The organism is Nocardioides bizhenqiangii, from assembly GCF_034661235.1.
GTDB lineage: Bacteria > Actinomycetota > Actinomycetes > Propionibacteriales > Nocardioidaceae > Nocardioides > Nocardioides bizhenqiangii.
In genome coordinates this window covers 1,637,654-1,659,077 of sequence record NZ_CP141059.1, presented here as the reverse complement: position 1 = coordinate 1,659,077, position 21,424 = coordinate 1,637,654, and the positions used below count along the sequence as shown (strand labels likewise).

21 protein-coding genes and 1 tRNA gene are annotated in these 21,424 nt (G+C 70.1%); 6 read left to right on the top strand and 16 right to left on the bottom strand.

Translation table 11 applies throughout. From position 1 onward, the window contains the following. Window positions 1-20 precede the first annotated feature (20 nt). The 3 genes from SHK19_RS08085 to SHK19_RS08075 all read right to left on the bottom strand — a co-directional run bounded on the left by SHK19_RS08085 (window position 21) and on the right by SHK19_RS08075 (window position 4,739). Entirely contained in the window at window positions 21-884 is an 864-nt protein-coding gene (locus SHK19_RS08085; protein WP_322458065.1) for a DegV family protein, read from the bottom strand. Between the two features lie 25 nt (window positions 885-909). Further along, on the bottom strand, window positions 910-3,411 hold the full coding sequence (gene leuS, locus SHK19_RS08080; protein ID WP_322938334.1) for a leucine--tRNA ligase: 2,502 nt from the start codon (window positions 3,409-3,411) through the stop codon (window positions 910-912). A 200-nt stretch (window positions 3,412-3,611) separates the two neighbouring features. Next, complete coding sequence (locus SHK19_RS08075; protein ID WP_322938333.1) at window positions 3,612-4,739, bottom strand: TIGR03557 family F420-dependent LLM class oxidoreductase; 1,128 nt, start codon at window positions 4,737-4,739, stop codon at window positions 3,612-3,614. 72 nt (window positions 4,740-4,811) lie between these two features. Between SHK19_RS08075 and SHK19_RS08070 the strand changes: the two genes are divergently transcribed. Continuing rightward, window positions 4,812-5,165, top strand: coding sequence for a TraR/DksA family transcriptional regulator (locus SHK19_RS08070; RefSeq protein ID WP_322938332.1), 354 nt, complete (start codon window positions 4,812-4,814; stop codon window positions 5,163-5,165). Here the strand turns inward: SHK19_RS08070 and SHK19_RS08065 are convergent, their stop codons facing one another. Both SHK19_RS08065 and SHK19_RS08060 read right to left on the bottom strand, forming a co-directional pair. After that, entirely contained in the window at window positions 5,166-7,289 is a 2,124-nt protein-coding gene (locus tag SHK19_RS08065; RefSeq protein ID WP_322938331.1) for a PhoX family protein, read from the bottom strand. 75 nt (window positions 7,290-7,364) lie between these two features. Continuing rightward, window positions 7,365-8,996 (bottom strand): AMP-binding protein, encoded by a 1,632-nt coding sequence (locus SHK19_RS08060; RefSeq protein WP_322938330.1) that lies wholly within the window; start codon window positions 8,994-8,996, stop codon window positions 7,365-7,367. A 167-nt stretch (window positions 8,997-9,163) separates the two neighbouring features. Between SHK19_RS08060 and SHK19_RS08055 the strand changes: the two genes are divergently transcribed. Genes SHK19_RS08055 through SHK19_RS08045 form a run of 3 tightly spaced genes read left to right on the top strand, consistent with a single transcriptional unit; the run spans window position 9,164 to window position 11,246 of the window. Continuing rightward, window positions 9,164-9,844, top strand: coding sequence for a response regulator transcription factor (locus SHK19_RS08055; protein ID WP_322458058.1), 681 nt, complete (start codon window positions 9,164-9,166; stop codon window positions 9,842-9,844). Between the two features lie 56 nt (window positions 9,845-9,900). Beyond that, window positions 9,901-10,575, top strand: coding sequence for an arsenate reductase/protein-tyrosine-phosphatase family protein (locus SHK19_RS08050; protein WP_322458057.1), 675 nt, complete (start codon window positions 9,901-9,903; stop codon window positions 10,573-10,575). A gap of 23 nt (window positions 10,576-10,598) precedes the next feature. Further along, entirely contained in the window at window positions 10,599-11,246 is a 648-nt protein-coding gene (locus SHK19_RS08045) for an arsenate reductase ArsC (RefSeq protein ID WP_322938329.1), read from the top strand. Between the two features lie 7 nt (window positions 11,247-11,253). Here SHK19_RS08045 and SHK19_RS08040 read toward each other — a convergent pair whose 3' ends face one another. Further along, window positions 11,254-11,757, bottom strand: coding sequence for a nitroreductase family deazaflavin-dependent oxidoreductase (locus SHK19_RS08040; RefSeq protein ID WP_322938328.1), 504 nt, complete (start codon window positions 11,755-11,757; stop codon window positions 11,254-11,256). Between the two features lie 42 nt (window positions 11,758-11,799). Here SHK19_RS08040 and SHK19_RS08035 point away from each other — a divergent pair, with 42 nt between their 5' ends. Continuing rightward, on the top strand, window positions 11,800-12,387 hold the full coding sequence (locus tag SHK19_RS08035; protein WP_322458054.1) for a 1-acyl-sn-glycerol-3-phosphate acyltransferase: 588 nt from the start codon (window positions 11,800-11,802) through the stop codon (window positions 12,385-12,387). A 24-nt stretch (window positions 12,388-12,411) separates the two neighbouring features. On the opposite strand, the gene SHK19_RS08030 is transcribed toward SHK19_RS08035, so the two are convergent. The 10 genes from SHK19_RS08030 to SHK19_RS07985 form a co-directional block, all read right to left on the bottom strand. Continuing rightward, a tRNA-Ala gene (locus tag SHK19_RS08030) sits at window positions 12,412-12,484 on the bottom strand. A gap of 111 nt (window positions 12,485-12,595) precedes the next feature. Further along, complete coding sequence (locus SHK19_RS08025) at window positions 12,596-13,228, bottom strand: histidine phosphatase family protein (RefSeq protein ID WP_322938327.1); 633 nt, start codon at window positions 13,226-13,228, stop codon at window positions 12,596-12,598. After that, a complete protein-coding gene (gene rsfS, locus SHK19_RS08020) occupies window positions 13,221-13,607 on the bottom strand; it encodes a ribosome silencing factor (protein ID WP_322458052.1) in 387 nt (128 codons plus the stop codon). Before rsfS ends, SHK19_RS08025 begins: the two co-directional genes overlap by 8 nt. A 2-nt stretch (window positions 13,608-13,609) precedes the next feature. Next, complete coding sequence (gene nadD, locus SHK19_RS08015) at window positions 13,610-14,227, bottom strand: nicotinate-nucleotide adenylyltransferase (protein WP_322458051.1); 618 nt, start codon at window positions 14,225-14,227, stop codon at window positions 13,610-13,612. Between the two features lie 16 nt (window positions 14,228-14,243). Beyond that, window positions 14,244-14,402, bottom strand: coding sequence for a hypothetical protein (locus SHK19_RS08010; RefSeq protein WP_322458050.1), 159 nt, complete (start codon window positions 14,400-14,402; stop codon window positions 14,244-14,246). A gap of 218 nt (window positions 14,403-14,620) precedes the next feature. Beyond that, complete coding sequence (locus SHK19_RS08005) at window positions 14,621-15,082, bottom strand: hypothetical protein (RefSeq protein WP_322458049.1); 462 nt, start codon at window positions 15,080-15,082, stop codon at window positions 14,621-14,623. After that, entirely contained in the window at window positions 15,079-15,726 is a 648-nt protein-coding gene (locus SHK19_RS08000; protein ID WP_322458048.1) for a CDP-alcohol phosphatidyltransferase family protein, read from the bottom strand. Before SHK19_RS08000 ends, SHK19_RS08005 begins: the two co-directional genes overlap by 4 nt. A gap of 9 nt (window positions 15,727-15,735) precedes the next feature. After that, window positions 15,736-16,818, bottom strand: a complete 1,083-nt coding sequence (locus SHK19_RS07995) for a class I SAM-dependent methyltransferase (RefSeq protein WP_322938326.1) — start codon at window positions 16,816-16,818, stop codon at window positions 15,736-15,738. A 105-nt stretch (window positions 16,819-16,923) separates the two neighbouring features. Continuing rightward, the gene (locus SHK19_RS07990; RefSeq protein ID WP_322458046.1) at window positions 16,924-18,453 is read right to left on the bottom strand and encodes a response regulator transcription factor; all 1,530 of its coding nucleotides are present in this window, start codon (window positions 18,451-18,453) and stop codon (window positions 16,924-16,926) included. Between the two features lie 38 nt (window positions 18,454-18,491). Then, on the bottom strand, window positions 18,492-19,739 hold the full coding sequence (locus tag SHK19_RS07985) for a glutamate-5-semialdehyde dehydrogenase (protein WP_322938325.1): 1,248 nt from the start codon (window positions 19,737-19,739) through the stop codon (window positions 18,492-18,494). 97 nt (window positions 19,740-19,836) lie between these two features. Between SHK19_RS07985 and SHK19_RS07980 the strand changes: the two genes are divergently transcribed. Then, the gene (locus tag SHK19_RS07980) at window positions 19,837-21,357 is read left to right on the top strand and encodes a lysyl oxidase family protein (protein ID WP_322458044.1); all 1,521 of its coding nucleotides are present in this window, start codon (window positions 19,837-19,839) and stop codon (window positions 21,355-21,357) included. Window positions 21,358-21,424: the final 67 nt, after the last annotated feature.

Below are 21,424 nucleotides of genomic sequence, written 5' to 3'. Positions count from 1 at the left end.
TTCCGGCGAGCGGCCGTCGCTCAGAGGCCCGGATCGAGCGGCGCGACGCAGATCGCGAGCATGCCCGGCCCGACGTGCGCACCGAGCACCGCGCCCAGCTCGCCGCACCGGACCGCGCGGCCGTCGAGCTGCTTCTCGAGCCGGTCGGTGAGGTTCGTCGTCAGCACGCCGGCGCGCTCCTCGCTGGCGAGGTGGGCGACGGTCACGTCGACCTGCTGGTCGCCCGCGGCGAGGACGGCGAGCTCCTCGAGCCGACTGATCGCCCGTCCCGAGGTCCGGACCTTCTCGAGCGTGGTGATCACGCCGTTCTCGATGCCGAGGAGCGGCTTGACCGCCAGCGCCCCGCCGAGGACGGCGGCAGCGCCGCCGATCCGGCCGCCACGACGCAGGTACTCGAGCGTGTCGACGTAGAACACCGAGGTGACCGCCGCTGCGCGCTCCCGCGCAGCCCGAGCGGCGTCCGCACGGCTGCCACCCGTGGCCAGCACGGCGGCAGCGGTCTCTACCGCATAACCGGTGCCGAACCCGACCTGCCGGGTGTCGACGCAGGTCACCGGGACCGGCGCGTGCCGCGCCGCCACCTGGGCCGACTCGAACGTCCCGCTCACCTCGCTCGACAGGTGGATCGAGAGGATCTCGCTCGCCCCCTCGTCCGCCAGCCGTCGGTAGATGTCGGCGAAGACCGCCGGGGCCGGCCGGGACGTGCTCACCGAACGCTTCTCCCGCAGGGCCGCGGCGACGCACGCCGGCGAGGCCTCTTCGGCACCTTCGTCGTACGCGACGTCGTCGATGACGACCTGGACCGGCACCACCGACACCCGACACTCGGCGGCGACCTCCGGCGGGAGGCTGGCGGTGGAGTCGGTGACGAGCGCGACCGTCATGTCCCGAATCTAGGGCACGGCACGATCAGACGACGATGTTGACCAGCTTGGGGGCACGGACGACCACCCGCCGCACGTCGCGTCCGTCGATCGCGCGCACGACGTCCGGGTCGGCCAGCGCGGCCGCCTCCAGGTCGGCGTCGGAGACGTCCGGAGCGACCTGCAGCCGAGCCCTCACCTTGCCCTGGATCTGGACCACCGCGGTCACCGAGTCCTCGACCAGCAGCGACTCGTCGACGGTCGGCCAGCCGGTCTGCGCGACAGACGGGGCGTGACCCAGCCGTTCCCACATCTCCTCTGAGGTGTACGGCGCGACCAGCGACAGCACGATCGCGACGGCCTCGGCCGCTTCCCGCACCGCCGGGTCGGCCGGACCGCAGCCCGCGTCGATGGCCTTGCGGGTCGCGTTGACCAGCTCCATCACCTTGGCGACCATCACGTTGAACCGGTGCGACTCGACCAGGTGGGCGGCGTCGGCGACGGTCCGGTGGGTGACCTTGCGCAGCGCGACGTCACCGGCGGTCGCGTCGGCGCCCGGCTCCGAGGTGACGTCGCCCGACAGCCGCCACGCGCGTTGCAGGAACCGCAGGGAGCCGGCCGGGCTCACGTCGGCCCAGTCGATGTTGTCCTCGGGCGGGCTGGCGAACACCAGGGTCAGTCGCACCGCGTCCACCCCGAAGTCGTCGAGCTGGTCTCCCAGGCTGACGCCGTTGCCCAGCGACTTGCTCATCTTGCGACCGTTGTTGATCACCTTGCCCTGGGACAGGTACGACGAGAACGGCTCGTCCCACGAGATCAGGCCCATGTCGCGCAGCGCCTTCGTGAAGAAGCGGGAGTACAGCAGGTGCAGCACGGCATGCTCGTCTCCGCCCAGGTAGAAGTCGACAGGTCCCCAGGCCCGGGCCAGCGCCGGGTCGAACGCCTGGCTGTCGTCGTTCGGGGACAGGTAGCGGAAGAAGTACCACGACGAGTCGACGAACGTGTCCATGGTGTCGGTGTCGCGCGTCGCCGGGCCGCCGCAGGACGGACACGGGACGTTGACCCACTCGGTCGCCGCACCCAGCGGGGACGTGCCCTTCGGCTTCAGGTCAGCACCACGCAGCTCGGGCAGCTTCACGGGCAGCTGGTCGTAGGGCACCGCCACCTCACCGCACGACGGGCAGTGGATGACCGGGATCGGCGCACCCCAGTAGCGCTGGCGCGACAGCAGCCAGTCGCGCAGCCGGAAGTTGACGGTGCCGTTGCCCCGTCCCTTGGCCTCCAGCCAGGCGATGATCGTCGACTTGGCCTCCTCCACGTGCATGCCGTTGAGGGAGATCTCGGCGTTGGCGGAGTTGATCGCCGGACCGGCGCCGGTGTACGCCTCACCGTCGAAGTCGGCCGGGGGCTGCACCGTCCGCACGATCGGCAGGTCGAACGCCTTCGCGAAGTCGTAGTCGCGCTGGTCCTGCGCCGGCACCGCCATGATGGCGCCGGTCCCGTAGTCGGCCAGCACGTAGTCCGCAGCCCACACCGGGATCCGCTCGCCGTTGACCGGGTTGACGGCGTACCTGCCCAGGAAGACGCCGGTCTTCGGCCGCTCGGTCGACATCCGGTCGATGTCGGTGGCCTTCCGGACCTCCTGCAGGTACGCGTCGAAGGCCTCCCGCTGCTCGGGTGCGCAGATCTCGTCGGCCAGCTTCGCGTCGGCGGCGACCACGAAGAACGTCGCCCCGAACAGCGTGTCCGGGCGGGTCGTGAACACGGTCACCGGGCCGTGGCTCTCGACCTCGAACACCACGTGCGCGCCCTCGGACCGGCCGATCCAATTGCGCTGGGAGTTGACGACCTTGCCGATCCAGGTCTCCTGCAGGTCATCCAGGCGGTCGTAGAGCTCCTGCGCGTAGTGCGTGGTCTTGAAGTACCACTGCGTCAGCTCCTTCTTCGTGACCTCGGCACCGCACCGCTCGCAGGTGCCGTCGGCCAGCACCTGCTCGTTGGCCAGCACGGTCTGGTCCTGCGGGCACCAGTTGACCGGGCTGTTCTTCCGGTAGGCCAGCCCCTGCTCGCGCAGCTTCAGGAACAGCCACTGCGTCCACCGGTAGTACTCCGGGTCGGACGTGTGCAGCCGCCGCGACCAGTCGAAGCTCAGGCCGTAGCGCTTCATCGAGGCGGCCTGCGTCTCGATGTTGGCGTAGGTGTAGGTGGCGGGGTACTCGTTGTTGCGGATCGCGGCGTTCTCGGCCGGCAGCCCGAAGGAGTCCCAGCCCATCGGGTTCATGACCTCGTAGCCACGGAACCGCCAGTAGCGGGAGATCACGTCGTGGAGCGCGAACACCTCGGCGTGACCCATGTGCAGGTCACCGCTCGGGTAGGGAAACATCGTCAGCGCGTAGCGCTTCTCCCGCGTGCCGGACACGACAGCCTCGTCGTCGGCGCGGAACGGGTCGATCTTCTCCCAGACCGGCAGCCACTTCGCCTCGACGGCGTGGACGTCGTACGACGACGCTTCGGTCGCGGCCGGCCGGTTCGGGTTCTGCTCGCTCATGGTTCTCTCTCGGTGCTCGTGGGTGGGTGACCTGCCCTGCAATGACCCAGACACAGAAAAGCCCCTCGCGCAGGGAGGGGCGGCCGCGTCGACCCGTCTGGTCGTCGACGCGGCTATCTAAGAAGCAGGTTCTTCCGCACGAGGTCAGAATACTCCACCCGACGGGTCTCGCGCCTGTCCGGACCGGGCTAGGGCACGTCCTAGCGGTGGACCTCCTGCGACCAGTCGAGCTCGAGCAGGTCGGTGGGCAGCTCCTCGACGCGCAGCGCACCAGCATCCTCGAGCTCCGCCTGGCCGAAGCCGTCGATGTCGAGCAGGACCGCGGCCGTCATCCGGCATCGCCGGGTGCCGCGGCGCGCAGCTTCTCCAGGAGCGGTCCGGCCGCCTCGGCGAGGAACCGGTCCTGCCCGTCGTCGCCGATCTGCACGATCGCGACGTCGGTGAAGCCAGCCTTCCAGTAGGCGCTCGCGGCCTCGACGACGGCGTCGAGGTCGGGTCCGCAGGGGATCGCGCCGGCGACGTCCTCGGGCCGGACGAACTGGGTGGCGCCGGAGAACCCGGCCGGCGTCGGCAGATCGGCGTTCACGGGCCAGCCGCCACCGAACCAGCGGAACTGCTCGTGCGCCTTCTTGACCGCGGTGTCGCGGTCGGGGTCCCAGCAGATCGGGACCTGTCCGATCGCCCGTGCCTCGCTCCCCACCTGCTTCGCACCCGTCGACGTCGTTCCAACCCTCGACCAGCGACGACGACGGCTCGACGCCGATGAGGTGGTCGCCGAGCGGGGCGAACATCTCGATCGCCCGATCACCGGCGACCGCGATGCCGATCTCGACGCCCTCCTCCGGGACGTCCCAGACCCGGGCCGAGTCGACCTGGTAGTACTGGCCGCGGTAGTCGACGAGTTCGCCCGTGTGCAGCTCGCGGATGACCTCGACGGCCTCGACCAGCATGTCGTGCCGGTCCTGGATCCCCGGCCAACCCTCGCCGACGACGTGCTCGTTGAGGTTCTCGCCGCTGCCGAGTCCGAGGGTGAACCGCCCCTCGGCCAGGATCTGGAGTGTCGCCGCCTTCTGCGCCACGACCGCGGGGTGGTAGCGCATGGTCGGGCAGGTCACGTAGGTCATCAGCCCGACCCGCGAGGTCGCGTGCGCCACCGCGCCCAGCACCGTCCAGGCGTACGGCGCATGACCCTGCTCGATGAGCCAGGGCGAGTAGTGATCGCTGCACACCTCGAAGTCGAACCCGGCCCCCTCCGCCGCCACGGCGTACCTCACCAGCTCCCGCGGCCCGCTCTGCTCGGTCATCAACGTGTATCCGAACTTCGTCATGCGGGCGCGGTACCCGGGTGATAGGACGGCATTCCCTCGGCCGGTGTCGGTCGGACCGTTCACCATGGCTGCATGGACGACGACGCGGCACGTGATCGGCTGGACGCCGAGCGCGAGGCCACCCTCCGTCGTCTCGCGTCCCTCACCGAGGACTTCGACGCGATGGTGGCCGCCTCGCGCGACACCAACGCCGACGACGAGCACGACCCCGAGGGTGCGACGATCGCGTTCGAGCGCTCGCAGGTCGGAGCCCTCGTCCGACAGGCACGGCACCAGCTGGTCGAGGCGGACGCCGCCGTGGAGCGACTGGCCGCCGGCACCTACGGCAGCTGCGAGAGCTGCGGTGCGCCGATCGGGGACGGCCGTCTGGAGGCCAGGCCGCTGGCGCGGACCTGCATCGACTGCGCCGCCCCGACCCGCCGGTGATCAGCGCTGCCGGTACGCCACGCAGACCGAGGGTCGCGGGTAGTCGTTCGTGTGCGGCCAGGTGCTGGCCGGCGCGTCGAACGTCGCTCCGCTGATCTCGCCCGGGTGCTGCGGCGCGAAGAACAGCGACTGGTCGTCGTCGTAGATCAGCGGCCCGCAGCACTCCGCTCCCTTGGGCACGGAGAGGAACGCCTTCACGTGCCCGCGTTCCGGCCCGGCGACCGGCACCCGGAACAGGCCGTCGTTCTGACCCATCGGCGTCGGAGCGCCGTCGGTGGCGATCCACAGGTTGCCGAGGCTGTCGAAGGTCACGTTGTCGGGGCAGCTGATCCGGCTGACCTTGGACTTGTCGTAGCCCGCGAAGTAGGTCTCCGGCGACTCGGGGTCACCGCACACGAGCAGCAGGTCCCAGGTGAAGGTGTCCTTCGCGTGGTCGTCGGCGTCCGGAGTCATCTCGAGGACGTATCCGTTGCGGTTGCCGCTCTGGTTGACCAGCGGCGCTGCGGGGCTGGTGCGCGTGCCCGAGAGCGTGACCGGGTTGGCCTCGTCGGCGGGGTACGACGTGCCGCGGTTGGAGTTGTTGGTCAGCGCCACGTAGACCTTCTTGTTGACCGGGTTGACCTCGATGTCCTCGGGCCGGTCCATCTTCGTCGGCGCGACCAGGTCTGCAGCATGACGCGTGAAGACGAGCACCTCCTCGACCGTCATGCCGGGGACGAAGGACTGGGTGTCGCTGGTGAGCGGGATCCATTCGCCCGTGCCGTCGTACGGCGCGGTGATGGCGCCACTGTCGTTGCCGGTCAGCTTCGCGACGTAGAGCGTGCCCTTCGTGAGCAGGGTCTTGTTGTGCTTGCGCGCTGCGTTGGTCCCTCTGCCGTCGAACAGGTCGGCGGAGACGAACTTGTACATGTAGTCGCCACGCTCGTCGTCGCCGGAGTAGGCGACGGCCTTGCCGTTCGGGGCGATGGTGACGCAGGCGCCCTCGTGCTTGAACCGGCCGAGCATCGAGTGCTTCTTCGGGGACTCGTTCGGGTTCGTCGGGTCGACCTCGACGATCCACCCGAACCGGTGCGGCTCGTTGGGCTCGGCCTCGAGGTCGAACCGGTCGTCGACGGTGTACCACTTGCGTGGGTCGCTGCCGGACTTGGCGATGCCGTAACGGCTGTACGCCGTGGCGAGTGGGGTGCCGCTCGCGAGGGTCGGGCCGGCCGGCACCGTCCCCTCGGTGTTGAAGTACTGGTTGAAGTTCTCCTCGCCCGACAGCACGGTCCCCCACGGGGTGGTGCCGCCGGCACAGTTGTTGAGCGTGCCCTTGATCCGGGTGCCCGACGGGTCCTTGGTCGTCTGCAGCAGGGCGTGCCCGGCAGCCGGTCCGGTGACATGGAACTTGGTGTCGGCGTTGATCCGCCGGTTCTTCGGCGCGGCGGCGAGGTTCTTCTCACGGAACCACGAGCCGGCAACCTGACCGCGCTTGATGGTCACGACCGACAGGCCGTGCGAGTAGATCCCGAACCAGGCGATCTCCTCCTGCGTGTACCGGCCCGCCGGGTACATCAGCTCCGGGTCGTCGTACTCGTGGTTGACCGTCATCAGTGCGCGCTGGTCGTCGAGCGGTACGACGCTGACGTAGTCGTTGTTGTAGCCGAACGTCTTCTTCACCACGTCCAGGGTGAGGTCGTACGGCGAGAACGCCGGCGCGCCGGCGACGACGGGGTCGCCCCACCGGATGATCACGTTGTGGTCGAAACCGTTCGGCAGCACGACCGCGTCCCGCCGGTTCGGCGCCACCGGCTGGAAGTTCAGCCTGGCCAGCGGGCCACCCGGACCGGCAGCGGCCAGCGGCGCGGTCGCGGCAGCAGCGAGCGTGCTCCCGCCGGCGACGCCGCTGAGGACCAGGGCGCCGGCACCGACGGCGGTCCCCCGCAGGACCGACCGACGGGCGATCGCCTTGGCGATCTCGTCCCGCACGTGGCCGGTCTCGGTCTGGTTCGGCTCGGCGTGGTCGCAGGCGTTGCCGCACTTAAACAGGCAGGTCAGGTAGGACCGCGATCCGTGCCGGACTCCCTCGCGGGCGACCGGGGTCAGGGACAGGATCGGGCGGCCCTCGGGGCGGGTGACAGTCATGGGCTGGAGCCAACCGACCACCGCTGAACCGGCGCCGCTCCGACGGTGTCGGGAGGGTGAAGCGTGGTTGAACGGCTACGCGAGATCGGCCGCGGTCTTGCCCTTGAGGTCCTTGCGCAGGATCTTGCCGGACGCCGACTTCGGGATGACGGGGATGAAGTCGACCAGCCGCACCTTCTTGTGCGGCGCGACCTTCCCGCCGACGTACTCGATCACCTCGTCGGCGGTCAGCGACTGACCCTCCTGGACCACCACGAAGGCGTGCGGGACCTCGCCGGCCTCCTCGTCGGGGTGAGGCACGACGGCCGCGTCGGCGATGGCGGGGTGGGTCAGCAGCACGGCCTCGAGCTCGGCCGGCGGCACCTGGTAGCCCTTGTACTTGATCAGCTCCTTGAGCCGGTCGACGACGTAGACCTCGCCGTGCGGCCCGACCTCGACGATGTCGCCGGTGTGCAGGTAGCCGTCGTCGTCGATGGTCTCGCGCGTGGCATCGTCGTTGCCGAGGTAGCCGACCATCACGCCGGGCCCCTTCACCCACAGCTCACCGGGAGCCGTGCGGCCGCCGGGGACCGCCTCGATCTCGTCCCCGGTGCCGGGGTCCATGACCTTGAACCCGACATTGGCGACCGCCAGGCCCACCGAGCCGATCGAGATGTCCTCGCGGTCGAGCGGCAGCGCGTGGGAGACGGGGCTGAGCTCGGTCATGCCGTAGCCCTGCTGCATCCCGCAACCGAGCCGCTTCTTGACCGCCTCGCCGAGCGATTCGTCGAGCGGTGCCGCACCGCTCAGCACCGCGCGCACGCTGGACGTGTCGATGTTGTCCACCGCGGGGTGCTTGGCGAGCGCGACCGCCATCGGCGGCGCGATGTAGAGGAAGCTGATCCGCTGCTCGTGGATCAGGCGGAGGAAGGCGTCGAGGTCGAAGCGCGGCATCGTGACCAGCTTGGCCCGCACCTTCAGGGTCAGGCTCATGATCACGTTCATCCCGTAGATGTGGAAGAACGGGAGCACCGCGAGGACGACGTCGTCCGGCCGCTCCTGGATCGCCGACGTCGTCTGCTCGACGTTGGCCACCAGGTTGCGGTGGGTGAGCATGACACCCTTGGCCTTGCCGGTCGTGCCCGACGAGTACGGGAGAACGGCGAGGTGTGTCGCCGGGTCGATGGACACCTCCGGCGCCGCGGCGCCCTCCGAGAGCAGGTCCATCATCGACTCGTGTCCCTCGGCGCCGTCGAGCACGATCACCTGGTCGGGGCCGAGACCGGCGTCGGCGCACCCGGCCAGCGCGGCCGGCAGGAGGACGGAGACCGTGACGTACCGGACGGCACCGGAGTCGCGGAGCTGGTTGGCGATCTCGGACGGTGTGTAGAGGGAGTTGACGGTGGTCGCGGTCGCGCCGGCGCGAAGGATGCCGTGGAACGCGATGATGAACGCCGCGGTGTTGGGACAGTGCAGTGCGACCACGTCCCCGGGCGAGATCCCGCGGGCCGCCAGCGCGCCGGCGAACGCGTCGATCCGGGCGCGCAGGTCGCCGTACGTCGTATCGGTGCCGGTCGCCGAGTCGAAGACCGCGACGCGGCCGAGGTCGTCGTCGGTGAGTCCCGCGAAGAGGTAGTCGTAGACGCTGACGTCCGGGATCTCGACATCGGCGAAGGGACTCTGGAACGGCACGGCGGTGTCCTCTCGGGCGAGCGGGGCTTCGTCCACCGAACCGTAGCGCGTCGGCCTGCCCGCGGTTCGGTCCTCCGATCCGCGAGCACACCTAGTCAGTTAGGACCGGCGGTGTCCGGTCGGACGACCAGAACACGTCGTGACGACGTCGGTATGTGGGTGTTCGGCCCCTGCGGTGCCGCCGGTCCGCCAGAGTTTGTGGCGTGGCTGGCACGGAACGGATCCGCGTGTACCTCGCTGCGCAATACGACATCGTCCGCAGCGGGCTGTCCAGCCTGCTCGAGGCCGAGAGCGACATGGAGGTCGTCGGCCAGTCCGGTTTCGCCCTCGTTGCCCTCCCCGAGATCCTCCAGCTCCGTCCGGATGTCGCCGTCCTCGATGCCCGGCTGCCTGACGGCAGCGGGCTGGGCCTCTGCCGCGCGATGCGTGTGGAGGACCCGAGGATCCGGGGCCTGATCCTCGCCGGCCGGCGCGACGACGACGCTGTCGCGACCGCGATGCTGGCCGGCGCCGCGGGCTACATGCTCGAGCAGATCCCCGCGAGCTCGCTCGTCAACGGGATCCGGTTGGTCGCCAGTGGTCACTCGGTGGTCGACTGGTCGGTGCCCGCCAGCGTGGTCGAGCACGTGACGCTCCACAAGCGGTCGATCCAGGTGATCGGCGAGCTCACGCCGCAGCAGCGCAAGATCCTCTTCCTCATCGCCGAGGGGCTGACCAACCGGGAGATCGCCGAGCGGCTCCTGCTTGCCGAGAAGACCGTCAAGAACCACGTGACGGGACTGCTCGCGCGGCTCGGCGTCGCGCACCGCACCCAGGCCGCGATGATGGCCGCGACCTGGAGCCGCGCCGAGTCGGTGGAGAGGACGTACGGCGCGCCCGGCTGAGACCTCCTCGGACGCACCACTTGACGGATCCCGATCGCTCAGTGAGTATTGACTCAATGGTCATTGAGGCATACCCCACACTCGAGGGCCGGGCAAAGGTCCACGCCGCCCTCGCGGACACGACCCGGCTCCGGATCACCGACCTGCTGTCGCTCACGGACGCGACGGCCTCCGAGCTCGGCGCGAGCATCGGGATTCCCTCGAACCTGCTGGCCCACCACCTGCGGGTGCTCGAGGAGGCCGGCCTCATCGCCCGGCAGCGCTCGGAAGGCGACGGCCGCCGAAGCTACATCCGGCTCGTCCCTGCGGCCCTCGACGTCCACGGCCCGGAGTCGCTCGCCGTTCCCCGCCGCGTGGTATTCGTCTGTACGGCCAACAGCGCGCGCTCGCACATCGCCGCGGCGATGTGGCGACAAGCCAGCGCGATCCCGGCAGCCAGCGCAGGCACCCACCCCGCCCCAGCGATCCACCCGGGCGCACTCGCGGCCGCCCACCGTCACCAGCTCCCGATCCCCCGCCGCCGACCACGGGCCGTCAACCAGGTCCTCGCCGACGGCGACCTCGTCATCACGGTCTGCGACCGCGCCCACGAGGAACTCGCCGGTCCCACCGGATTTCATTGGTCGGTGCCCGATCCGGTGGCCCCCGGCACCGACGCCGCATTCGACGCGGCGTACGACCACCTCGCAACACGAGTCACGGCCCTCGAGCCGCGTCTGCGCACCGCTTGACTCAACCCACGAAAGGCTTACCGATGAGGACCGAGCAACACGACATCAGCCTCGACCAGCAGGTCGCGCTCAAGGGCGCTGCCGAGCGGCTGACACGGCACTTCGAAGGGACATTCAACAAGGAAACCATCGAGCTGTTCCTGCTGACGTCTTACGACGAGTTCGCCGACCGCGCGACCGTCACCAGCTTCCTCCCACTGCTCGCGGAGCGCTTCGCCAAGCAGCGCCTGCACGCAATGGCCAGGGTCGAGGGACATGACGACGGCAAGCCGATCGTCCTGTTCCTGTGTGTCCACAACGCCGGGCGGTCGCAGATGGCGCTCGGGTTCTTCAACCACCATGCCGGCGACAACGCCGTCGCTTGGTCGGGCGGCTCCGAGCCAGGCACGAAGATCAACCCCTCGGCGGTCGCTGCGATGGCCGAACGTGGGATCGACATCACCGAGGAGTTTCCCAAGCCGTGGACGGAGGAGATCGTCCGCGCTGCCGACGTCGTTGTCACCATGGGATGCGGCGACGCGTGCCCCTACTTCCCCGGCAAGCGCTACGAGGACTGGCCGCTCGACGACCCGGCCGGCCTGAGCGTCGAAGACGTCCGGCCGGTTCGCGACGAGATCGAGCGTCGCGTCCTCGAGCTGCTGGGGTCAATCGGAGTGGCTGCCAGAGGATGACTCGCGTTCAGCTCGTCGGAGTCAGCCGGAACACCCGGATCTCGCGGTCGGTGCGCGTCTTGTAGGTCGCGTAGACCGACGTGAGGTCCACCATCTTCTGCCAGCCCGCTTCGGCCTCGGCGCCCGTGAGCAGCTCGGCGACGACGGGGATCTCGGCCCCGCCGGCGATGACCTGCGCCCGCGGGTGCGCCAGCAGGTTGCCCGTCCAGGCCGGGTGGTGCTCCTGGCCGAAGTTCGAACCGACGACGATGACCGAGTCGCCGTCGCGCGCGAAGAGCAGCGGACTGAGCCGGGGCTCGCCCGACTTCCGGCCGATGGTCTCGAGGACCAGGGTCGGGGCGCCGATCGGCCCGAGCAGCGTGCGCCGACCACGGGTCCGCAGCAACAGCCTCCGGTCGAGGGGCATCAGCTTGCGGATCGTCCAGGAGCCGGGTCTGGTCGAGGCGACGCTGGTGCCGACGCGGGACAGCAGCGAGCCCTCACGTCCCCAGCGGTAGTCGGGGATCGTCATACCCGCGATTCAAGCACCCCTGGGTGCCACTACGGTTCGCCCATGGCACACAAGATGAGGGTCCGACGGGCGCTCGCCCGCGGCTTGCTGCGCGCCAGCAGGTGGCGCCTCGTCGGCACCGTGCCGCAGAAGGGCATCCTGGTGGGTGCGCCGCACACGTCCCGGTGGGACTGGGTGGCCATGCTGCTCATCGCTTGGAGCAGCAGCGCCCGCCCGCAGGTGCTGATCAAGCACACCTACTTCATGGGACCCATCGGCTGGATCCTGCACAAGACTGGTGGGATCCCTCTCGACCGGGAAAACCCGGGAGCGACGATCCGGGCCCTGCTCCACGAGGCCGAGGGTCACGAGTCCTTCCTCCTCGTGATCGCACCGGAGGCGACACGGGGCAAGAGCGAGTACTGGAAGCCCGGGTTCTACCGGATCGCCGGTCAGACCGGGCTGCCCATCGTCCTGGGATTCATCGACGGCACGACCCGCTCGCTCGGGATGGGCCCATCGTTCACCCCGTCCGGCGACGTGGTGGCGGACATGGACCTCGTGCGCGCGTTCTACGCCGACAAGAGGGGCGTCAACCCGGAGAGCTGGGCCGAGCCGCGACTCCGCGAGGAGTCCAAGGGCGACCGCTGAGCACCGGCCGGCCGTCGATCTGGGTGGAGCTGAGGGGACTCGAACCCCTGACCCTCTGCATGCCATGCAGATGCGCTACCAGCTGCGCCACAGCCCCGTGATCGTTGCCTGAGCAACGCGGAGAACCTTACCGAACCGCCTGAGGACAAGTGAAATCGAGGTCTCGAGGGTGCCGGGGTCTCGATACGCCCTCGCCTAGCGGCTCGGGCTACTCGACCACCGGAGAGGCGCCAGTGCGGTTGTACGCCGCGAGCGCCCAGCGACCGGTGGGCCGCTCCACGAGCTCGACCCAGCCGCAATTCGCCAGCCCCCGGAAGTCGGTCGCCCGCTCGACCGGCCATCCGAGCCAGGCCACCGTCGCGGTGCGGATCGCGGCGCCGTGCGCCACGATCAGCCCGGTCTCGCCGACGTCGAGCGCAGCAGCGGTCTCCTTGAGGACCGCGGTGAACCGCGCGGCCACCTCAGCCTGGGTCTCGGCGCCGGGGACGTCGTCCCAGTCGCCGGCACGGAACCGGGCGTACTCGGCCGGGTCGAGGGCGGCGTACTCCTCGTGGGTCAGGCCCTGCCGCTCCCCCAGGGAGTACTCCCGCAGCCGCTCGTCGTACGACGGCGTCAGGCCGGTCGCCTGCGCGACGTAGTCCGTCGTCTGGCGTGCCCGCTGCAGGTCCGACGAGATCAGCGCCACCGGCGCCAGCGCGGCGATCTCCGGAGCGACCGCGGCCGCCTGCGCGTGCCCGGTCTCGTCGAGAGCGGGGTCCAGCTGGCCCTGGATCCGCCGGCTGGCGTTCCACCCGGTGCGGCCGTGCCGCAGCAGCACCAGCCTCCGCTCGGCGCTACCCATCGGCGGCAGCGGGCCCGTGGACCTCGGCAGGCAGCTCGATGATCGGGCAGTCACGCCACAGCCGCTCGAGGGCGTAGAACTCCCGCTCCTCGCTGTGCTGCACGTGCACCACGATCTCGCCGTAGTCGATGAGCACCCAGCGCCCGTCGCGTTCGCCCTCGCGGCGGACCGGCTTGGAGCCGATCTCGCGCAGCTTGTCCTCGATCTCGTCGACGATCGCCTTGACCTGCCGGTCGTTGTCGCCGCTGGCGAGTAGGAAGGCGTCGGTGATCGCGAGCTGTTCGCTCACGTCGAAGGCGAGGAGGTCGGTGGCGAGCTTGTCGGCGGCGGCGCGGGCCGCCGCGTGCACCAGCTCGACGGCGTGCTCGGTCGCGGTCAATTTCACTCCGGTTCTGCGGGGTAGAGGCCGTGCTTGGTGATGTACTGCACGACCCCGTCAGGGACGAGGTACCAGATCGGCTGCCCCTCCGCCTGCCGCTGACGGCAGTCCGTCGAGGAGATCGCGAGCGCCGGCACCTCCAACATCGTGACACGCTCGGCCGGGATCGCCGAAAGCGTCGCGGGATCCATCTCCGATCCCGGCCGGGTGCAGCCGACGAAGTGGGCGAGCTCGAAGACCTCGTCGGCGTCGCGCCAGCTGAAAATGTCGGTGAGCGCATCGGCGCCGGTGATGAAGAACAGGTCGGCGTCCGGTCGCGCAGCGCGGAGGTCGCGCAGCGTGTCGATCGTGTACGTCGGACCGCCCCGGTCGATGTCGACCCGGCTCACCGTGAAGCGGGGGTTGGCCGCGGTTGCGATCACCGTCATCAGGTAGCGGTGCTCGGGCGGCGAGACCTCCCGGTCGGACTTCTGCCACGGCTGACCGGTAGGGACGAACACGACCTCGTCGAGCTCGAACCACCCCTGCACCTCGGAGGCCGCGACCAGGTGACCGTGGTGGATGGGGTCGAAGGTGCCGCCCATCACCCCGACCCGGGGACGCCGAGCGGGGTCCGTCATCGGATGGCCGTGGGACTCAGCTGTGGTCCCGGCCGCCGCCGAAGGCCACCAGCGCGGCAAGCAGCAGGAGCAGGAAGAGCAGCGTGCCGCCACCGATGAACCATGGGTTCACGGCGGGCTCGCCATGCTCCTCCGCGGCCTGGAGTACGGCGAGAGCGGTCTGGCTGATCTGCATACGCGGATGTTATCGGACCCCCTGCGACCCTCGGCGTCGGCCACTCGCGAAAACGCGGGCAAGCGAGCGGAGAGAGCGAGGTACGAGCGACCGGAGCGAGTGACGGCCGCGCTTTCGCGATGCCGACCGGTGAGACGCCAAGCAGCCTTGCCTGTTGACCGCGTCGACTGCGAGCGCGGCAGCGCGGCGCGACGAAGGAGCGACGCGCTCGCGCAGATCTAGTGGATGGCGAAGTCGACGCCCAGGAAGAGTGCCGTGAACCGGACGGTGCGGCCGAGGAAGACGGTCGGGATGAACACCCACATCGGCATCTTCAGCAGGCCACCGACGGCGGCCATCACGAGGAGCGGCGGGATGCCGACCGAGGCGGCGATGAACATGAGGGCGGCGGAGTACCAGGGTCGCCCCTGCATCCGCGCGACCCACTTCTCGTAGCCGGCCTTGACCTTGGGACTGGAGAGCTTCTTCTGTGCCCACTTCGAGTCGACACCGCGGCGGGCGGCCTCGTACCAGACGATCTTGCCGACGGTCGCTCCCAGGCCGGCCGCGACACCGAGCGAGATCGCCGTCGGGACACCGGCGGACGCGGCACCGGCGCCGAGGATGTAGGCCTCCATCGGCAGGAACGGCAGCAGAGCCGACGCGACGCTGACTGCGAACGTCGTCAGCCACAGGATCATGCGGCCGGGAGCCTCTCCGGGACCGGCAGGCCGAGCTCGAGGAGCCACCGCAGGGACACGAGCTTCAGCACGAGCAGGGCGATCGCGATGATCAGGCCGAGCCACCACCAGCCGGTGGCCAGCAGCAGGACCGCGAACAGGCCGGAGTTGGCCGCCTTGCCCACGCGGGACCAGTTCCACAGGTAGATCCGGCGATCCACGACGTAGAAGTAGTTGGGGCTTCGGATCGGCCAGGCGAGGAACGCCAGCGACAGGTACATGTCGATGACCATGAACTCGAAGAGGTAGACCGCGACCGGGATCGCGATCAGCTCCATCGGCTCGTCGCTGAAGAAGAACGGCGCCGGCTGTAGCCAGGCGAGCCCCACGTAGAAAGCACCACAGCTGAGCCGGTCGCTGACCATGTCGACGACGCCGCCGATCCGCGTCTCGCAGTCGAACCGGCGCGCCCACTCCCCGTCGAGCGTGTCACCGACCCAGTAGACGACGAGGCCGGTGACGAGCAGGGCCAGGCTCTCTTCGTAGGCGCCCCACATGCTGAGTGCGAGGGTGGCGATGGTGCGGATGAACGTGATGACCGTCGCACCGGTCAGGAGACGTTCCGTGGAAGCGTCCGCGTAGATCCGGTCGGGCGCCCCTGCCATGCGGCGAACCTATCGCGTGGCCACGTAATAGCTGTTGAACGGGTCGGTCTCCACGTCCATGACGTCGACGCTGTCGAAGCCTGCTTCCTCCAGCATCCGCACCGCTGTCTGCCTCCCCCACGCGGTCCCGAGTCCCTCGCCCCCTTGTGCCAGCGAGACGGTCATGCAGTGCATGAGCGAGACCGTGTAGAGGAAGGTCCCGGCCGGGTCGTCGAGGTTCTCGTGGACGTGGCTGGACGCCCGGATGTCGACCATGAGGAAGATCCCGTCGGGCTTCAGGGCCGTGGCGACGTTGGCGAGCACCCGGCCCGGGTGCGCCTGGTCGTGGATGGCGTCGAAGGCCGTCACGACGTCGTACTCCTCCCGCGCGTCGAGCTCGGCGACGTCCCGGACGACGAACTCGGCGTTGGTGAGCCCCCAGCCCGCCGCCTCCTTCCGTGCCGCCTCGATCGCCTCCTCGGCGAAGTCGTAGCCGACGAATCGGCTGGTGGGGAAGGCACGCGCCAGCAGGTTGACCGCATGGCCGGAGCCACAGCCGACGTCGGCCAGGGTTGCGCCGGCGGACAGCCGTTCCCTCAGACCCGGGACCAGCGGGACGACGTGGTCCACCAGCCCGGCGTCGTGCGTCGCCGTGCTGTCCTCGGCCATCAGCGCGTGGAATCGCGGGAAGGCTTCGTACCCGACTCCCCCTCCGGTCGTGAAGCAGCCCACGATCTGCGCCTCCACCTCCGCCAGCAACGGCACCAGCTGCATCATCCGGGCGAGGTTGCCGGGACCGGCGGCCGTGGTCAGGCTCGCGGCGTGCTCGGCCGGCAGCCAGTACGACGCAGTGGTCGGCTCGTGCTCGACGACGCGACCGGTGGTGACGCCGTTGAGCCACTCGCGCACGTAGCGCTCGTCCAGCCCCGCCGCCGTGGCGATCTCAGCGCTGGTCGAGGGCGGCAGCGTCGCCATCGTGTCGAACAGGCCGACCTGGTGGCCGATGCTCAGCAGGAGGCCCAGCGCTGAGTCGTTGAGGACGCCCAGCATCCGCTCGGCGAACTCCTCCGCGACCGCACTCTCGATTGGGTTCTGGTCCTGGGTCGTGGTCATGACGATCTCCTCGGGTCGTGTGGATGGTCCGGCCACGACGCTAGGAGGGACGCAGCACCCACCGCTTCGGGCGAACGGTGCAAATCCGGAGGGCGGCTGCACAGTTCAGTGCAGACCCTCCTGGTGGGCCCAGGCGGCGGCCGCGGTGCGCGAGGGGACACCGAGCTTGGCGTAGACGTTGGCCAGGTGCCGGGCGACCGTCTTCTCGCTGATCACCAGCCGGGCTGCGACCTCCCGGTTCGACAGTCCCTCGGCCACCGCGCACAGGATCTCCCACTCGCGTGCGGTCAGGCCTCCCGGCGCGGCAGGCGGGGCGGCCGCTCCCGCGACTGCCCGCTCCAGCAGGGTTCGGGTGGTCGCCTCCTCGGGCCTGGCGCCCATCCTCCGATAGGCCGCCAGCGCCTCGCGCAGCGGTGCGACCGCGTCGGCGGGTGCGCCGCTTCCCAGCAGCACCTCCGCTCGAGCCGTCTTCGCCCAGGCCGTGAATCCCGGCGACCCGTAGGTGTCCGCGATCGCCTCCAGCTCGGCCGTCGCGGCGTCGGCGGTCGCGACGTCCGCTCGTCGGCACGCGATCTCCACCTGCGCGGCCAGCAGCCGCGCACGGCGGAACGGGTCGGCCTGCTCGGCGAGGGCGCTGCGGACGGAGGCGTCGGCCTGGTCCCTCCGGCCCTCGGCCAGGAGCAGCAGCGATCGACCCGGCTCCGGCAGCCTTCCGAGTGCGGCCGCCTGCTCGTACGCCGCAGCGGCACCAGCGAGGTCTCCCCTGTGGCGGCGGCTCTCGCCGATCTCGTAGTGAGCCTCGGCCACGGCTTCGACGTTGAGGTCCGCCAGCTCGGCGCACGCCGCCGCGGCCGCCCGCTCTGCTTCGTCCCAGTCGCCCTGGACTCGCAGCAGCTGCGCCCGGTGGACGCGGCAGATCCCGGTGAACATGACGGCGCTGGAGAACTGGTCGCACCAGCGCTCCGTGGCCTCCGTCCACCGGCGGGCTCGAGAGAGGTCCCCCAGATCGGTGCAGATCGAGATCATCTGGCAGTAGAGGTTGCCGGATTCCGCCGGGCCGACGCGTCCGGCGAGCACCGGCAGCAACGCCTCGTCCAGGAGCTCGAACCCCCGGCTCGTCTCGCCCGCGCGGATCGCGACCATCCCGTGGAGCGCCAGGCCGAAGCACCCCAGCACGGGCTGGTCGAGCTCGACGGCCAGCCGCTGCAGCTCGACGGCGCCGGCCAGCGCACCGTCCACGTCACCCGCCGCGAACCGGCCCTCCGCATCGATCCACAACAGGTAGCCGTGGCCGACGCTGGACGGCCGACCGTCCAGCAGCCGCCGGGCGCGGCTGAGCCACCCCGACCCGACATCGGGCTCTCCGCGCATCGCCCACTGCATCCCGGTCTCGAGAGCCACCATCGCCGCACGGTCGACCTGTCCCTCCGCGAGGAACCGTTCGTGGCACTCCTCGCAGATCTCGATGGTCTCGCGGATCAGCCCGAGCCACCACGCCGCGTCACTGAGCGCGTAGAGACCTTCGCCGTCCAGCAGTCCCGATCGCTGCAGCTCGACGAGAGCCTCGTACGCCGTGACGAAGTCCCGGCGATCCATCGCCGCCTGGGCCTGGCGCAGCCGGTCCTCGTCGGACATGGGACCACGGTAGTCACGCAGGGCGGTCGCCGGCCCGCCTATCGCACGTGGCCGTCGCCGACGACGACGTACTTCGTCGACGTCATCTCCGGCAGCCCCATCGGGCCGCGCGCGTGCAGCTTCTGCGTGCTGATCCCGATCTCGGCACCGAAGCCGAACTCACTGCCGTCGGTGAACCGGGTCGAGGCGTTCACCAGGACCGCGGCCGAGTCGACCTCGGCGACGAAGCGCCGGGCCGCGGCCTGGTCCTCGGTGACGATGGCGTCGGAGTGCTGGCTCGACCACCGCCGGATGTGGTCGAGGGCCGTGTCGAGGTCTGGTACGACGCGGGCCGCGATGTCGAGCGAGAGGTACTCGGTGGCCCAGTCGTCGTCCGTCGCGGGCAGGACGCCGTCGTACGCGGTGAACGACTCATCGCCGTGGACCGTCACCCCGGCCTCCTGCAGCGCCGCGACCACGCGGGGCAGGAAAGCCTCCGCGACGGTCTCGTGCACCAGGAGCGACTCGGCCGCGTTGCAGACGCTGGTGCGGTGGGTCTTGGAGTTGAGCACGATCGCCAGTGCGCGGTCGAGATCGGCGGCCGCGTCGACGTAGACGTGGCAGTTGCCGACGCCGGTCTCGATCACGGGGACCGTCGACTCCTCGACGACCGAACGGATCAGGCCGGCGCCGCCGCGCGGGATGAGCACGTCGACGTGGCCGCGGGCGCGCATCAGCGCCTTGACGCTCTCATGGGTGTCGCCCGGCACCAGCTGGACGACGTCGGCGGGGAGACCGGCGCTGACCGCGTCGCGAAGCACGTCGACGATCGCGACGTTGCTGGACCGCGCACTCGAGCTGCCGCGCAGCAGCACCGCGTTGCCGGACTTCAGGCAGATGCCGGCAGCGTCGGCCGTCACGTTGGGGCGGGCCTCGTAGATCATCCCGACCACGCCGAACGGCACCCGCACCTGCCGCAGCTCGAGCCCGTTGGCGAGCACACCGCCGCGCACGACCTCGCCGACCGGGTCGGGCAGACCGGCGACGTCGCGCAGCCCTTGCGCCATCCCGGCGATCCGGTCGGGGGTGAGCCGCAACCGGTCGATGATGTTGGTCGGGACGCCGCCGTGCTCCGCCCGCTGGACGTCGTCCGCGTTGGCGCCGAGCACCTCTGCCTCACGCTCCAGCAGGGCGGCGGCCATCGCCTGCAAGGCGGCGTCCTTCGTGGCCCGGTTGGCCAGCGCCAGCTCGCGACCGGCGACCCGCGCACGACGGGCTACGCCAATCACGTCCTCGGTGGTGCTCACCTGTGAAAGGTTAACCGCGGTACGACGCAACCGTCCGAGCGTCTCGGGCGTCTACCAGTCAGGCGCGGTCGTGCGCCTGCCCGCAACTGGCATCCCCATGCCTCTCGAGGAGGAGTTCGTGATCCACCACCTGTCCCCCCGCCGGAAGCGATGGGGCATCGCCGCCCTCGCGGCCGCTGCCCTCGGTGCGCCGCTCCTCGCTGCCACCGCCACCACCCCGGCGTCCGGCGCCGAGCCCACCGACCCCGCGATCGAGCTCGTCGCCCCGGACAAGGTGACGGCCTACGCCTACCGCGGCGGCATCTACTCGGACCTGGGGTTCCGGCTCGAGGTCGAGGACGCTCCGCTCGAGATCTGGTCGCAGCGCGCACCCGACTACCTGACGCTGCCGACCGCGGTCGCCAAGCTCCCGTCCGGCGACGTGACCCTGCCGGAGCAGGAGCAGGTCGGCCAGCTCAAGCGCTTCGTGAAGATCCGGATCGTCGACCGCAACAACCCCGATGCCGCCCCGATCAGGCGCTTCCGCAGCAGCTGCGTCGGCGAGACCTCCGAGCGGATCCACCCCGACGCTGAGTTCAAGAACCCCTTCCCGCGGACCTGCTACTACAGCTCCTTCGCGCTCGGCGCCGTCTCGGGCATCCCGGCCGGGTGGGCAGGCACCATCTTCGGCTACGAGTCCCGACTGCGCCTCAAGCCCGGCCAGTACGACCTGACCGTCCGGGTCACCAAGGGGTACGCCGAAGCACTCGGCATGTCGCCCGCGGAGCGCGTCGCCAGCACTGTGCTCACCGTGAAGACCGAGGACGACTGTCGGGGTTGCCGTGAAGGTAGGTCCACCCCACGGCTCTCCCCCAACCGGCACGAGCCCGATCCCTCCGGCGGGGTCGACTCGATCGCCGACCTGCCGCCGGGTACGCCGACCCCGGACCTGCGGTCGCTGCCCGCCTTCGGCATCCAGGTCAGCCGGAACGGCTCTCAGCTGCAGTTCGCGGCGAACGTCTGGAACGCTGGCAACTCCCCCTTGGTCGTCGACGGCTTCCGCCGCGACGGTGAGGACGTCATGGACGCCTACCAGTACTTCCTCGACGAGGGCGGCAACCAGGTGGCCTACCAGGAGGTCGGGACGATGGTCTGGCACCCGGCACCGAGCCACAACCACTGGCACTTCAACGACTTCGCGACCTACGAGCTGCTCAACGCCGACCAGACCCGGGCCGTGCGCTCGGGCAAGGAGTCGTTCTGCCTGGCCAACACCGACGCCGTCGACCTGACCGGTGACGGTGCTGCGTGGGACGCCTATGAGGAGGACCTCGGCAGTGTCTGCGGTGGCTACGAGCTCCGTTCGATCCGTGAGGTGCTGTCGGCGGGCTGGGGCGACACCTACACCCAGTACCGCGCCGGTCAGTCGTTCCCGATCAAGAACCTGCCCGACGGCGTCTACTACGTCCGGGTGCTCGCCAACCCCGACAGCACCCTGATCGAGTCCGACACCACCAACAACGAGTCGCTCCGCAAGGTGCGCCTCTACACGGACCGGCACGGTGTTCGGCGCGTGAAGGTCCCCCAGGTCGGCCTGGTCGACGAGAGCGGCGGCATCTACGACCAGTTCCGGGGCTGACGGCACCGCTGTACGACGGAGCCCCCGGCACCATCCAGGTGCCGGGGGCTTCGTGTTTGTCCAGACT